The sequence below is a fragment of the Streptomyces sp. NPDC058619 genome, assembly GCF_042717785.1.
Lineage (GTDB): Bacteria > Actinomycetota > Actinomycetes > Streptomycetales > Streptomycetaceae > Streptomyces.
Genome location: NZ_JBHXQN010000045.1, coordinates 19,776 through 34,011, shown reverse-complemented (window position 1 = coordinate 34,011; position 14,236 = coordinate 19,776). Strand labels below are relative to the sequence as shown.

11 protein-coding genes are annotated in these 14,236 nt (G+C 75.2%); 5 read left to right on the top strand and 6 right to left on the bottom strand.

The genetic code is table 11. The annotated features are described in order from the left end of the window. Nucleotides 1–44: 44 nt before the first annotated feature. From ACFWTC_RS30050 to ACFWTC_RS30040, 3 genes are read right to left on the bottom strand one after another with little or no spacing between them, the layout of a single operon-like run. Nucleotides 45–947: a LysR family transcriptional regulator gene (locus tag ACFWTC_RS30050; RefSeq protein ID WP_384028024.1), complete on the bottom strand. Its 903-nt coding sequence runs from the start codon at nt 945–947 to the stop codon at nt 45–47. 10 nt (nt 948–957) lie between these two features. Then, on the bottom strand, nt 958–1,911 hold the full coding sequence (locus ACFWTC_RS30045; protein WP_383930256.1) for a DMT family transporter: 954 nt from the start codon (nt 1,909–1,911) through the stop codon (nt 958–960). A 43-nt stretch (nt 1,912–1,954) separates the two neighbouring features. After that, nucleotides 1,955–2,887: an EamA family transporter gene (locus ACFWTC_RS30040; protein ID WP_383930253.1), complete on the bottom strand. Its 933-nt coding sequence runs from the start codon at nt 2,885–2,887 to the stop codon at nt 1,955–1,957. Between the two features lie 244 nt (nt 2,888–3,131). On the opposite strand from ACFWTC_RS30040, the gene ACFWTC_RS30035 reads away from it, so the two are divergent. Then, entirely contained in the window at nt 3,132–3,629 is a 498-nt protein-coding gene (locus ACFWTC_RS30035; RefSeq protein ID WP_383930250.1) for a MarR family winged helix-turn-helix transcriptional regulator, read from the top strand. Nucleotides 3,630–3,738: 109 nt separating this feature from the next. Here ACFWTC_RS30035 and ACFWTC_RS30030 read toward each other — a convergent pair whose 3' ends face one another. Beyond that, nucleotides 3,739–3,978 (bottom strand): hypothetical protein, encoded by a 240-nt coding sequence (locus ACFWTC_RS30030; RefSeq protein WP_267718618.1) that lies wholly within the window; start codon nt 3,976–3,978, stop codon nt 3,739–3,741. A gap of 20 nt (nt 3,979–3,998) precedes the next feature. Beyond that, the gene (locus tag ACFWTC_RS30025) at nt 3,999–6,104 is read right to left on the bottom strand and encodes a 4-alpha-glucanotransferase (protein WP_383930247.1); all 2,106 of its coding nucleotides are present in this window, start codon (nt 6,102–6,104) and stop codon (nt 3,999–4,001) included. A 226-nt stretch (nt 6,105–6,330) separates the two neighbouring features. Here ACFWTC_RS30025 and ACFWTC_RS30020 point away from each other — a divergent pair, with 226 nt between their 5' ends. Continuing rightward, nucleotides 6,331–9,357, top strand: a complete 3,027-nt coding sequence (locus tag ACFWTC_RS30020; RefSeq protein ID WP_384028025.1) for a beta-N-acetylglucosaminidase domain-containing protein — start codon at nt 6,331–6,333, stop codon at nt 9,355–9,357. 30 nt (nt 9,358–9,387) lie between these two features. Here the strand turns inward: ACFWTC_RS30020 and ACFWTC_RS30015 are convergent, their stop codons facing one another. Then, on the bottom strand, nt 9,388–9,930 hold the full coding sequence (locus ACFWTC_RS30015) for an HNH endonuclease (RefSeq protein WP_383931883.1): 543 nt from the start codon (nt 9,928–9,930) through the stop codon (nt 9,388–9,390). A gap of 287 nt (nt 9,931–10,217) precedes the next feature. Here ACFWTC_RS30015 and ACFWTC_RS30010 point away from each other — a divergent pair, with 287 nt between their 5' ends. The 3 genes from ACFWTC_RS30010 to ACFWTC_RS30000 all read left to right on the top strand — a co-directional run bounded on the left by ACFWTC_RS30010 (nt 10,218) and on the right by ACFWTC_RS30000 (nt 14,158). Further along, nucleotides 10,218–11,306, top strand: a complete 1,089-nt coding sequence (locus ACFWTC_RS30010; protein ID WP_383931885.1) for a mechanosensitive ion channel family protein — start codon at nt 10,218–10,220, stop codon at nt 11,304–11,306. Between the two features lie 146 nt (nt 11,307–11,452). Beyond that, nucleotides 11,453–12,670 (top strand): ROK family transcriptional regulator, encoded by a 1,218-nt coding sequence (locus ACFWTC_RS30005; RefSeq protein ID WP_383931887.1) that lies wholly within the window; start codon nt 11,453–11,455, stop codon nt 12,668–12,670. Between the two features lie 153 nt (nt 12,671–12,823). Beyond that, nucleotides 12,824–14,158 carry an ABC transporter substrate-binding protein gene (locus ACFWTC_RS30000; protein ID WP_383931889.1) on the top strand — a complete coding sequence of 445 codons (1,335 nt, stop codon included), beginning with the start codon at nt 12,824–12,826 and terminating at the stop codon, nt 14,156–14,158. Nucleotides 14,159–14,236: the final 78 nt, after the last annotated feature.

Here is a 14,236-nt window from a genome sequence, read left to right as displayed (position 1 = left end):
AGCGCACGGGGGCTCCGCGCAGCGGCACCACGCCCCGGCCCCGGCTACGGCCGGCCGGCGGCGGCCCGTCGCAGGGCGTCGAGGACGCGGGCGACGGCGGGGGCCGCTTCGGAGCCCCGCCGGACGGCGGCGATCACGTGCCGGGCCGGCCGCTCGTGCGAGAGCACCCGCACCACGGGCCCCGACGCGCGGCCCGACACCGTCCGGGGGACCAGGGCCACCCCCATGCCGGCGCCGACCATCGCCAGGATCGCCGTCCAGCCGGACGCGGAGTGCGCCTGCTCCGGGACGAAGCCGGCCGCCTCGCACGCGTTGCGGGTGATCTCCGACCAGGGGCCGCTGCCGCCGTAGATCCACGGGTCGCCCGACAGGTCCGCCAGCCGCAGGTCGGCCGCGTCCGCCAGCGGGTGGTCCGGCGGGAGCGCCACGTCCAGCGGGTCCTCCAGGAGGGTCAGCCGGGTGAAGCGGCCGTCGCGCGCGGTCGGCGCGTGGGCCGCCAGCGACAGGGCCAGGTCCACCGCTCCGGCGGACAGCAGCGCGTAGGACTCGGCGGCCTCCGCCTCCCGTACCCGGACCTCGATCCCGGGGTGCGTGCGCCGCAGCGCCGCCACGGCCGGGACCACCAGCGCCGGCACGGCGGTGGAGAAGGCGCCGATCCGCACCTCGCCCGCGTCCCCGGCGAGGTACCCCGACAGCTCCGCCTCGGCCCGCTCCAGCTGGGCGAACACCGCCTCCGTGTGCCGCAGTACGAGGTGCGCCGCGTCGGTGAGCCGGACCCGTCGGCCCTGGGCCTCCAGCAGGGGCACCCCCAACTGCCGGGCGAGGTTCGTCAGCTGCTGCGAAACGGCCGAGGGCGTCATGTGCAGCGCCTCGGCCGTCGCGGTCACGGTCCCCCGTTCGGCCAGGGTCCGCAGGATCCGCAGCTTCTTGATGTCCCACTCGGTCATGGGACCGAACCTACCGCCGGGCACCCGCGGCGCTCCCCAGTCCCACACCACCGAGGATCAGCGCCATGCACAGCAGTTGCGCCGGGCCGGTCCGCTCGCCCAGCAGCAGCAGGCCGAGCCCCGCCACGCACACGGGCTGGAGGTAGTACACGATTCCCGCGCGGGCGGCGCCGATGACCGCGACCGCCCGGTTCCAGGCGAAGAAGGCGACGGCCGAGGAGAACACCCCGACGTACAGCAGGGGCCCGACCGATCCGGGGGTGAGCGCGAAGCCCCCCTGGACGGTGAGCGAGACGGCGTAGGCGGGGGCCAGCATCAGCGCGCCCAGCGCGAAGGTGGTGATCAGGAAGGCGGGTCCGCCGAGTTCGGCGGGCTTGCGCTTGAGAAGGGCGCTGTACGTGGCGAAGGACAGGGCGGCGCCGAACATCCACAGGTCGCCGGCGCCGAAGTCGAAGCCGAGGGAGCCGTCCCCGACCAGCAGCAGCACCCCGAGGGCGGCCACCAGCATCCCGACGGTGCGCCGGGGGCCGAGCCGGTCGCCGCCGAGGCGGGCGTAGCAGGCCATGACGACGGGCGAGGCCGCCATGATCATGCCCATGTTGGAGGCGGAGGTGGTCAGCCCGGCCTGGTGCACGAGGGTGTTGTAGAGGGTGACGCCGAAGAGGGTGGCGAGGGCGACGTAGCCGAAGTGCTGCCGGATCACGGCCCGTTGCCGCCAGGCCTGCCGGGCGGCGAAGGGGGCGACGGCGATCAGCGCGATGATCCAGCGCCAGAAGACGGCCTGGACGGGCGGGACGGTCTCGGCCATCCCCCGGGTGGCGACGAAGCTGCCGGACCAGACGACCGTCGCGAGCAGGGCCAGGAGCACGCCGACGCCGAGTCCGGCGGTGGCGCCCGTCCTCTCCGTGCCGTGGGACTGCTGCTCTGCGTTCGGGACGGTGCGGGCGCGGTCCGTGACGGCCACTGCGGGTCTCCCCCTCGGGGTTCGGTGTCGTAGGTCGTGGGGACTACCGTCGCACCGGCCCATCGGTCAGGTCTATCGAAATGTTTTGATCAGTCTTTTCAGCTGAACTGAACGGTCGGGCGGTGCGCGCGACGGCGAGCTGCCCGGCGACGGTGGCGCCGAAGGCGATCGCCATGCCCACGAGCTGTACGGGCGACAGCGCCTGCCCGAGGGCCGCCCAGCCGATCACGGCGGCGGTGAGCGGGGAGAGCGGGCCCAGCAGGGTGACCGAGGTGGCGGAGAGCTGCCCGATGCCGCGGAACCAGAGCCAGTACGCGATGCCGGTGTTGATCAGCATCATGTAGCCGTAGCCGAGGAGGGCGTCGCCGTCGAGGGCGGGCGGGGCCCCTTCCACGAGGGCGGCGACGGGGATGATGACCAGTCCGCCGGCGGTGAGCTGCCAGCCGGTCACCGCCAGCGGGCCGACGCCCTCGGGGCGGCCCCAGCGCTTGGTCATGACGGTGCCCGCGCCCATGGAGGCGGAGGAGACCACCCCGGCGATCACGCCGACCAGGTCGAGCCCGGCTTCGGCGGTGAGCACCACCATGCTCACGCCGAAGGCGCCCACGACGGCGGCGAGCACGGTGCGCACGCCGGCCCGCTCCCCCAGCAGGAGGGCCGCGAGCCCGACGACGAACAGCGGTCCGGCGGCGCCGAGCACGGCCGCGACCCCGCCGGGGAGCCGGTACGCGGAGAGGAACAGCAGCGGGAAGAAGGCGCCGATGTTGAGCGTGCCGAGCACGGCGGACTTCCACCACCACGCGCCCGTGGGCAGGGTGCGGGCCAGCGCCGTGAGCAGCAGCCCGGCGGGCAGGGCCCGCATCACCCCGGTGAACAGGGGCCGGTCGGGCGGCAGCAGCTCGGTGGCGACGGCGTACGTGGAGCCCCAGGAGACGGGGGCGAGGGCGGTCAGGGCGACAGTGGCGAAACGCTTCACGGGGGTGACTCCTCGGGCAGGTGAGGAAGGCGGGGACTGCGGTGCGCGGGGCGGTTCAGGCGGCCGCGGGGGCCGGCGGTTCGGCGTGGACGGCCTCGGCGGGCAGGTGGCGGTCGGCACGCGCCGTGACGGGGGAGACCGCCGAGCCCCCCGAGTAGGTCGATTGAAAGTAGCTTACCTCTAAGTTACTTTCCGTCAAGCAACTTTCTTGCGAACGAGTGAGGGAACGTCGGATACTGCACCCATGACCGACGCCAACAAGGACGCCGTCGACGCGATCGCCGCCCAGTGGTACGCGGTACGCCCCGACCTGGACACCGCCCCCATGGCCGTCTTCGGCCGCATCTACCGCATCGCCAAGGCGATGGGCGACTCGACGGAGCGGACCTACAACCGCTACGGCATCTCCCGCGGTGAGTTCGACGTCGTAGCCACCCTGCGCCGGTCCGGGAGCCCGTACACGCTCTCGCCCCGCCAGCTGTCGGCCACGCTGATGCTCACCACGGGCGGCATGACCGGGCGCCTGGACAAGCTGGAGAAGGCCGGGCTGCTCTGCCGCAAGCCCGATCCGCACGACCGCCGCGGCCTCCAGGTGACGATCACCGACCGCGGTCTCGCCCTCGTCGACGAGGCCGTGTCCGCCGGGCTGGAGGTGCAGAGCGCCGCCCTGACCGGGCTGGAACCCGAGGAGGTCGAGCTGCTCACGGGCCTGCTCCGCAAGCTGCTGGCCGGGGTCGCGTGAGCACGACGGGGCGCCGGGGGTCCGCACCGGCGGCTTGACGCACCGGCTCCGCGGACCCCCGGCGCCCCGGAGGTCTTCTGTGCGCCGCCCCCGCGGGGGCGGCCTGGGTTCAGCTCTGGTTCTGCGGCTTGCGCGACTTGTCGCCGACCATCACGAGGCCCGCGATCACCAGGAACAGGATGATCGGCGTGGCCACGAACAGGCCCAGCGTCTGGGCAATGCTCAGGCCCGGGGCCGGGTCGTCGCCGTCGTCGCGGGTCAGCGCGAGGGCGGGAGACGTCATCAGCAGCATCATCAGCGTCGTTCCGGCCGTGACGGCGCCGGCGCGCAGAGCGTTCTTCTTGTCCACGGTGCAAACGTAGCGAACACCTAAACGGCCCGCGCGCCCGGGGGTGCCGTACGGGGTGCGCCGCCCTCCCGCACCGCGCTCAGCAGGGCGTTCGCCCGGGGCGAGGCGGCCAGGTCCTCCAGGGTCAGCGGCCGCCCGGCGGCGTCGGCGAGCGGCAGCCGCCAATTGGGGTACTGGTCCCAGGTCCCCGGCAGGTTCTGCGGCCGCCGGTCCCCCACCGCGTCCGGCAGCCAGACCCCGACCATCCGGGCCGGGGTGCGCAGCAGGAAGGCGTACAGGGCCTGTACGGCGGCCTCCTCGTCCTTGGTCTCCAGGCCGAGGCCGTCCAGCAGCTCCAGCCACTCGGCGGTGTCGGCGGCGTCCTCGGCAAGCTCCAGCGCGACCGGGCGGGTGAGCAGGCCCAGCCGGTCGCGCAGTTCCACGTGGGCCCCGGCCAGCTTGGCGGCGGAGGGCGGCAGGTCGTGCGTGGTGGCGGTGGCCAGGCAGTCGGCCCGCCAGGCCCCGGGGGCCAGCGGTTCGCCCGCGCCCGCCCAGTCCCGTTCGAACCAGAGCACCGAGGTGCCCAGCACCCCGCGCCGGGCCAGCGCCTGGCGGACCCACGGCTCCACCGTCCCGAGGTCCTCGCCGATGACCAGCGCCCCGGCCCGGTGGGCCTCCAGGACCAGGACGGCGAGCATGGCCTCGCCGTCGTACGCGACGTACGTGCCGTCCGCGGCCGGGGTGCCCTCCGGGATCCACCACAGCCGGAACAGCCCCATCACGTGGTCGATGCGCAGGGCGCCCGCGTAGCGGAAGACCCCGCGCAGCAGCTGCCGCAGCGGCGCGAACCCGGCTTCGGCCAGCCGGTCCGGGCGCCACGGCGGCAGCCCCCAGTCCTGGCCGCGCGCGTTGAAGGCGTCCGGCGGGGCGCCCACCGAGACGTGCCGGGCGTGGAAGGGCTCCGTGAGCGCGTCCGAGCCGTCGGGGTGCACCCCCACCGCGAGGTCGTGCACGATGCCGACGGACATGCCGGCCTCGCGGGCGGCCCGCTGGGCGGCGGCGAGCTGGGTGTCCGTCAGCCACACGAGCCAGCGGTGGAAGTCCCCGCGTTCACGGGGCTCTTCCCCGGCCGCGGAGGCGCACCAGGCGGCGTGCCGGTCCAGCGCGGGCCCCTGCTCGGTGCGGAACCGGCCGTAGGCGGCGGCGCGTTCCGGGGTGCGCGGGACGGCGTACAACAGCTCCAGGGCCCGGCGTTTGAGCGCCCAGACCGCGTCCCGGTCGATCAGCGCGCCCTTCTCCAGCACCTGGCGGCGCAGCTCCCCGCCCCGGGCGGCGAGTTCGTCGAGGGCCCCGCGGTCGGGGCAGTCCGCGTACTCGGGGACGTCCTCGATCCGCAGGTGGACCGGGTCCGGGAAGCGGCGCGACGACGGGCGGTACGGGGAGGGGTCGGTCGGCGTGCCCGGGACGCCCGCGTGCAGCGGGTTGACCTGGATGAAGCCGGCGCCGTGCACCTCGGCGGCCCAGCGGGCCAGCGCGGCGAGGTCGCCGAGGTCGCCCATGCCCCAGGACCGTTCGGAGAGCAGCGAGTAGAGCTGGACGAGGAGCCCGTGGGTCCGCTCGGGCGGTGCCGGTGCCCGAGCGGGAGCCAGGATCAGGGTGGCTCCGGCGGTGCGGCCGTCCGGCAGGGTGGCGGTGATGCGGTGGACGCCCAGCGGCAGCCCGCCGGGCAGCGCTCCGCCGGGCCCGGTCTCCCAGACGACGGGCGCGACGCCCTCCCCGCCCCTAGCCCCGCCGCCTTCCCCGCCGCCTTCCCCGCCGCTCGCCCCGCCTCTCGCCCCGGCGGTGTCCGCCGAACCCTCCGCGTCCGCGTCCAGCCTGATGCGGGTGCCCGGCGGCAGGGCGGCCAGCGCGGCCGGCGGCTCCTCACCCGCCCAGCCGACCAGGACCGGCGGCAACAGCCGCGCCGCGCGCAGCCCTTCGGCCCGCTCCAGCTCGGCCCGGACCTCGTCGGGGGTGTCGGTGCGCACCCCGATCAGTCCGAGCACCGCGACCACTGTGGCCGGCGGGACCGCGACGGTGGTGTCCGCGGCGGGCTGGTAGGTGGTGGCGATGCCGTGCAGGTCCGCGAGCCGGGACAGGTCGTCCATCTACGGGCACTCCTTCGTGCGTGAGGGCGGGTCAGAAGGGTGGTGCAGAAGGCGCCGCAAAGGTGGGGGCATCGCCGGGGAACACCGCAGCCATACCCATTCGAAGGCGTCGCATTCGTGGCGTATCCCGGTCAGACCACCCCCGTGCATTGACACTCCGCCCGCACGGGTGGTGGGCTCGGGCGCGTTCGTCCGAATGGGGGACGTCTCGGGACGGGGAGGTTCTGTGCAGCTCAGGGGCAGGAAGCGGGCGACCGCCGCCGCGGTGGCCGTGATCGGGACGCTGCTGGGCGGCGCCGGCGCGGCCGCGCCGCCAGCGGCCCTGGCGGTGGCGGGCGCGCCGGAGGGGCCGGCCCGCGAACCGGCCCCCGCAGCGGGCCGGGGCGCCGCCGCCGCGCCCGCCACCGCCGCCGCGCCCGCCAGCGCCTCGCCCGCCGCCGACCCCGGCGCGGAGGCCGTGCGCGCGGCCGCCGAGGGGCCCGCCGTGTGGCCGCGACCGCAGTCCATGACCGCCGATCCGGCGCGCGCGGTGCCGTTGGGCGCGGAGGCCGTGCTGGTGGCCCCGGCCGACGCGGACCCGTACGCCGTCCAGGTCGTGCGGGACGCCCTGCGCCGGGCGGGCGTGCGGACCCTGCACGAACGCGCCCCGGGGGCTCCGCTGCCCGGGCACGGCACCGTCGTACGGCTCCAGGGCCGGGGGGCCGAGGAGGCACTGCGGGAGCTGGGCGCGGCCGGGGCCGGCGACCTGCCGGACGGCGGCTACCGGCTGGCCGTGGGGCGGTCCGGCGGCCGGGGCACGGTCGCGCTGGCCGGCGTGGGCGCCGGCGGGCTGTTCCACGCGGCGCAGACGCTGCGGCAGTTGCTGGACGCCGGCGGGCGGACGGTGCCGGGGGTCCGGGTCCGGGACTGGCCGGCGGCTCCCGTGCGCGGGATCACCGAGGGCTTCTTCGGGCAGCCGTGGACGTGGGAACAACGGGTCGCCCAGGTGGAGTTCATGGGCCGCACCAAGCAGAACCGGCTGCTGATCGCCCCGGGCGACGACGCCTACCGCACGACGGACTGGCGCGAGGAGTACCCGCGCGAGCAGCGGGAGGAGTTCCGCGCGCTGGCCGAACGGGCCCGCGCCCAGCACGTCGTACTGGGCTGGGCGGTCACCCCCGGCCAGTCGATGTGCCTGTCGTCGGCGGCCGACCGGGCGGCGCTCGCGCGCAAGGCGGACGCGATGTGGGAGCTGGGATTCCGGGCGTTCCAGGTGCAGTTCCAGGACGTCAGCTACACCGAATGGGGCTGCGCTGCGGACCGCGAGCGGTACGGGAAGGGCCCCGCGGCGGCCGCGAAGGCACACGCGGAGGTCGCGAACGGCCTGGCGGAGCACCTGGCGGCGCGGCACCCGGGGTCGGCGCCGCTGTCGCTGCTGCCCACCGAGTACTACCAGGCGGGGGCCAGCGCCTACCGCACGGCCCTGGCGGGCACGCTCGACCGGCGGGTGGAGGTGGCCTGGACGGGCGTGGGCGTGGTGCCCCGCACGATCACGGGCCGGGACCTGGCCGGGGCCCGCTCGGCGCTCGGCCACCCGCTGGTCACCATGGACAACTACCCGGTGAACGACTGGGATCCGGCCCGGGTCTTCCTCGGCCCCTACACGGGCCGCGAGCCGGTGGTGGCGGGCGGGTCGGCCGCGCTACTGGCCAACGCCATGCCGCAGGGCGCCCTGTCCCGCATCCCGCTCTTCACGGCGGCGGACTTCGCGTGGAACCCGCGCGGCTACCGGGCCGCGGAGTCCTGGGCGGCCGCGGTGCGCGAGCTGGCCGGTTCCGATCCGCGCAGCCGCGAGGCGGTGGCCGCGCTGGCCGGGAACACCGCGTCCTCGGGCCTGGGGCAGGAGGAGTCGGCGTACCTCAGGCCGCTGGCCGAGCAGTTCTGGACGGCCCGCGCCGCGGGCGACCCGGCGGCAGGGGCGGAGCTGCGCAGGGCCTTCACGGTGCTGCGCGAGGCCCCTGCCAGGCTCCCGTCCCTGGCGGGCGAGGCGGGACCCTGGCTGGACCGGCTGGCGCGCTACGGAACGGCCGGCGAGCTGGCGGTGGACGTCCTGCAGGCGCAGGCCCGCGGCGACGGGGCCGCCGCCTGGCAGGCCTCCCGGGCCCTGGCGGACGCCCGCGCGGCCCTGGAGCGGCCGGGCCCGGCCCGGGTGGACGGGGCCGTACTGGACCCGTTCCTGGCGCGGGCGGCGGCCGAGGCGGACGCCTGGACGGGCGCGGCCCGCCCGACGGGCACCGTGACGAAGGACGCGGACACCTGGACGGTGCGGCTGGACGGGGCGCGCCCGGTCGCGGCCGTGACGGTGATGACGGACCCGCTCCCGGCGGGCCTGCGGGGCGCGGCGGTGGAGGCCCACGTACCGGGCGAGGGCTGGCGCAAGGTCGGCGAGGCGGCGGCCTCGGGCTGGACCCAGGTGGACACGGCGGGCCTGCGGGCCGACGCCGTACGCCTGTCCTGGGCGGGTCCGGCCCCGGCGGTGCACCGGGTGGTCCCCTGGTTCGGGGACGGCCCGCAGGCCCGCTTCGAGCTCGGCGGCGGGGCGGTGGTGGACGCGGAGATCGGCGGCGCCCCGCGGCGGGTCACGGCGGAGCTGTCCGCCCTGGGACCCGGCGAGGTCCGGGGCGCGCTCGCGGCGCGGCCCCCGGCGGGCATCGGGGTGCGCCTCCCGCAGGGCGCGGTGGCGCCGCGCGGCGGCCGGGTGTCGATCCCGCTGGAGGTCGTCGTGGCGCCCGGGACCCCGCCCGGCAGCCACCAGGTCCCGGTGACCTTCGGCGGGGAGACCCGCACCCTGACCGTACGGGCCGTGGTCCGCACCGGCGGACCGGACCTGCTGCGTGGTGCGCGGGCGGTCTCCTCGGCCGACGAGACCCCGGACTTCCCGGCCGCGGCGGCCGTGGACGGCTCCCCCGCCACCCGCTGGTCCTCGCCGGCGGCCGACGGCGCGTGGTGGCGGGCGGAGCTGGCGGCCCCGGCCCGGGTGGGCCGGGTGGAGCTGCACTGGCAGGAGGCCCACCCCGCGTCCTACCGCGTCGAGACCTCCGCGGACGGCGTCACCTGGCGGCCGGCCGCGACCGTGGCGGCCTCGCGCGGCGGGGCGGAGTCCCTGCGCGTGGACGCGCCGGACACCCGCTTCCTGCGCGTCACGTGCGACACCCGGGCGACGCGGTTCGGGTGCAGCCTCTGGTCGGCGGAGGCCTACGCGGTCCAGCCCTGAGCGGCACGGTCCTGCGCACCCGGGGAGCGGCTACGACGCCGCGACCCCGATGCCGATGCGCTCCAGCGCGTCCTCGGCCCCGTACGGCTGGAGGTACGGCATCCACCGGGGGTCCCGGTGGCCGGTGCCGATGATCCGCCAGGCCAGGCCGGAGGGCGGGGCGGGCTGGTGGCGCAGCCGCCAGCCGAGTTCCAGCAGGTGCCGGTCGGCCTTGACGTGGTTGCAGCGGCGGCACGCGGCGACGACGTTGTCCCAGGCGTGCTGGCCGCCCCGGCTGCGCGGGATGACGTGGTCGACGCTGGTGGCGACGGCCCCGCAGTACATGCAGCGCCCGCCGTCGCGGGCGAACAGGGCGCGCCGGGTGAGCGGGACGGGGCCGCGGTAGGGCACCCGGACGAAGCGCTTGAGCCGGACCACGCTGGGAGCGGGGACGGCTCGCGTCGCGCTGTGCAGAAAGGCGCCTGATTCTTCCAGGGAGACCGCTTTGTTCTCCAGGACGAGGACGAGCGCGCGGCGGAGCGGTACGACGCCGAGCGGCTCGTACGACGCGTTGAGGACCAGGACGTGCGGCACGGACTGCCTCCTTGTACGCCGGCGGCGCGTGGCTTCGCGCCGGGACGATCTGCCCTCCAGTCTCTCCTTATGGCTGGTCGAAGCGCCACCACGCGCCCGTAACGGGTCCGGGGTGTTTTCAACCACACCCCCGGCCCGTCCCCGGGTGAGTCTGGTCTCTCCCTCGAACACCGGACGGGGCGGCGGGTCATGCCCCGTTAGTGTGGTTGGTCTGCCCGCACACCCGCCGCCCGACTCCGTCGGGGGCACCCCCGGCGGGCAGGCCGCGATACCTGGAGGTTCCCGCCGTGCCCTGGCCCGCCGCCCTGCTGCCGCTCGCAGCCGACACCCCGGACGCGTCCACGACGCTCAAGGAGACGCACGAGAGCGTCACCGAGGCCGCGAGCTTCATCGAGGAGAACTGGGCCGACTGGCTGTACCTGGGCCTGAAAATCCTGCTGATCATCGTGATCGCGGGGGCCCTGCGGTCGGTGGTCCGCAAGTCGCTCACCAAGCTGATAACGCGGATGAACCGCGGCGCCGAGGCCATGGAGGGCATGGCACTGGGCGGGCTGCTGGTCAACGCCGAGCGGCGCCGCCAGCGTTCCGAGGCGATCGGCTCGGTGCTGCGCTCGGTGGCCTCGTTCCTGATCCTCGGCACGGCCGGGCTGATGGTGCTCGGGGCGCTCGACATCAACCTGGGGCCGCTGCTGGCGAGTGCCGGTGTGGCCGGTGTCGCGATCGGCTTCGGCGCCCGGAACCTGGTGACGGACTTCCTCTCCGGCGTGTTCATGATCCTGGAGGACCAGTACGGCGTCGGGGACAAGATCGACGCGGGGGTGGCCTCCGGCGAGGTCATCGAGGTCGGACTGCGCGTGACCAAGCTCCGCGGGGACAACGGCGAGATCTGGTACGTGCGCAACGGCGAGATCAAGCGGATCGGCAACCTCAGCCAGGGCTGGGCGACCGCGACGGTCGACGTCCAGGTCAAGCCGACGGAGCACCTGCCGCGGATCCGCGAGGTGGTCCAGGAGGTCGCCGACGGCATGGCGAAGGAGTCGCCGTGGGACGAGCGCCTGTGGGGCCCGGTGGAGGTGCTGGGTCTGGACGAGGTGCTGCTCGCGTCGATGACCGTGAAGGTGTCGGCCAAGACGATGCCGGGCCAGCAGTTCGCGGTGGAGCGGGAGCTGCGCTGGCGCATCAAGGAGGCCTTCGACGCGGCGGGCATCCGCATCGTGGGCGGGCTGCCGGACGGGGACGAGGAGGACGCCCCGGCGGACCCGTCGGCCGGGGTCGCCGCGCCCTCGGCGCTGGCGAACCCGACGTCGCCGCAGTCGCTGGCCACCGCCCCGATACCGCCGCAGAGCGCGTCCGGCGCCCCGAGGATCACCAAGTAGGCCCGCGCGGGAACCCCCGCCGGGTACTCCGCGCCCGCTTCCGCCGCCCCGCAGGACTTTTCCTGCGGGGCGGCGGCATTGACAGAGATCGAACCGCGATAGGAAACTTACCTAACAGTTCATCTCGGTGAGGGAGAGACCCCGACATGCCCGCCGCCACGCCCGGAACGCCCAGCCTCCTGCGCGCCATGAACGACCGGGCCGCCCTCGACCTCCTGCTGGCGCATGGCCCGCTCTCCCGGACCCGGATCGGGCACCTGACGGGGCTGTCCAAGCCCACCGCCTCCCAGCTGCTGGCCCGCCTGGAGGCCGCCGGACTCGTCGTCGCCACCGGCACCGACGGCGGCCGCCCCGGACCCAGCGCCCAGCTGTACGCCGTCAACCCCCGGGCGGCGTACGTGGGCGGGCTGGACGTCACCCCGGAGCGCGTGCTGGCGGCCGTCGCCGACCTCACCGGCACGGTGGTCGGCACCCACGAGGTCCCGTACGCCGAGGGCGCCGAAGCCGTCGACCAGGTCTGCGAGGCCCTCGGCGGCGCCGTCAAGGCCGCCGGGCTGCACCGCTCCGACCTGCACCGGGTGGTCATCGCCACCCCCGGCGCCTTCGACCCGCAGACCGGCCGGCTCCGCTACGCCAGCCACCTCCCCGGCTGGCACTCCCCCACCCTCCTCGAGGACCTGGCGGCGGCCCTGCCGATGCCCGTCGAGTACGAGAACGACGTCAACCTCGCAGCCGTCGCCGAGCAGCACCTCGGCGCCGCCCGCGGCCACGAGGACTTCGTCCTGCTCTGGAACGAGGAGGGGCTCGGCGCCGCCCTGGTGCTCGGCGGCCGGCTGCACCGCGGCTGGACCGGCGGCGCCGGCGAGGTGGGGTTCCTGCCCGTGCCCGGCCACCCGCTGGTCCGCCAGGTCACCCGGGCCAACTCCGGCGGCTTCCAGGAGCTGGCCGGCTTCCAGGTGCTGCCCCGGCTGGCCGCGGAGCTCGGCGTCGAGGTCCCGCCCGGGCCCGCGCCCGACGGCCCGTACGCCCCGCAGGTCGCCGCGGCCGTCGCGCTGCTCGCCCGGGCCGCGGAGACGCCCGAAGGGCCGTACCTGGCCTTCCTCCAGGCGTACGCCACCGGTCTGGCCACCGGTCTGGCCTCGCTGGTCGCCGTACTGGACCCGGAGATCGTGGTCCTGTCCGGAGCGGTGATCACCGCGGGCGGGGAACCGCTGCGCGGCCTGCTGGAGGCCGAGCTCGCCGAACTGGCCCCCTCCCGGCCCCGCCTGGTCGCCGGCCAGGTGCGCGAACGGCCCGTGCTGCACGGCGCGCTGGAGAGCGCGCTGGCGGCCACCCGCGACGCGGTGTTCGACACCCTCCGCTGACCGGGACCGACCGCCGGGACCGACCGTCTGGACCGGCCGCCGGGACCGACCGCCGGCCCCGGAAGACCTCCCCGAACCCTCCCCCGAAGGCCCACCCCGCACCTCCCCTGGCACCCCTCCCGGAAGTTCCTCCCGTAGAGAGCGAGCACCGCCATGCCCAGAACCGGACGCCTGACCGGCGCGGCCACCCTCCTCGCCGCGATATCCGTACTCGCCGCGGCCTGTACGGGCCAGAGCGGGAACGCGGCCGCCGACGATCCGACGAAGGACGTCACCCTCTCCTTCTGGCACGGCTGGTCCGCGCCGAGCGAGGTCAAGGCGATCGAGGAGAACATCGCGCGGTTCGAGAAGGCCCACCCGAACATCGAGGTCAAGGTCACCGGCAACATGACCGACGACAAGATCAACCAGGCCCTGCGGGCGGGCGGGGACGGCGCCCCCGACGTGGTCTCCTCCTTCACCACCGACAGCGTCGGCAAGTTCTGCAACTCCGGCGCCTTCGCCGACCTGAACCCCTTCCTGGAGAAGTCCGGGGTCGACAAGACGAAGGTCTTCCCCAAGACCCTGCTGGAGTACACCCAGTTCAACGGCAACCAGTGCACGCTGCCGCTGCTGAACGACGCGTACGGGCTCGTCTACAACAAGACCGCCTTCGCCGCCGCCGGCATCACCGAACCGCCCAGGACCTGGAGCCGGTTCACCGAGGTCGCCCAGAAGCTGACCAAACCCAAGGGCGACTCGTACGAGCAGGTCGGGCTGATGCCCACCTTCCACGGGTACGAGACCAAGCCCACCCGCCTCGCCGCCCAGTGGGGCGCCACCTACTTCGGCGCCGACGGGAAGGCGGGCCTGGCCAAGGACCCGGCCTTCGCGCAGATGCTCACCGCGCAGAAGGACCTGGTCGAGAAGCTCGGCGGTTACGAGAAGCTGGAGAGGTTCCGCAGCACCTTCGGCGACGAGTGGAGCGCTGAACACCCCTTCCACCGCGGCCAGGTCGCCATGCAGATCGACGGCGAGTGGCGGGCCGCGATGGCGAAGGAGGCGGGGGTCGGCTTCGAGATCGGCACCGCGCCGCTGCCCGTGCCCGACGACCAGGCCGCCGACTACGGCAAGGGCTACCTCTCCGGCACGATCATGGGCATCGCCTCGGTCAGCACGAAGCAGAACGCCGCCTGGGAGCTGGTCGAGTACATGACCACCGACACCGAGGCGGTGGTGGCCTTCGCCAACGCCATCCACAACGTGCCGTCCACCCTGGCGGCGCTGGAGTCCCCCGACCTCCAGCTGACGCCGGAGTTCAAGACCTTCGTCGACATCGCCCGGCACCCCAAGTCCAGCACCACCCCCGCCCGGGCCGACGGCGGCACCTACCAGCTGACCTTCGAGGACTTCGCGTACGGGGTCGAGAAGGGCGCCGTCGCCGACATCACGGCCGGCCTCGCCAAGGTCGACCAGCAGATCGACACGGACATCGCGAAGGCGAAGTAGCCCGATGACCGCCGCCGCCGCACGCACCGCGGCCCCCACCGCCCCGGACGGGGCCCCCGGCACGGCCGCGGACGACGC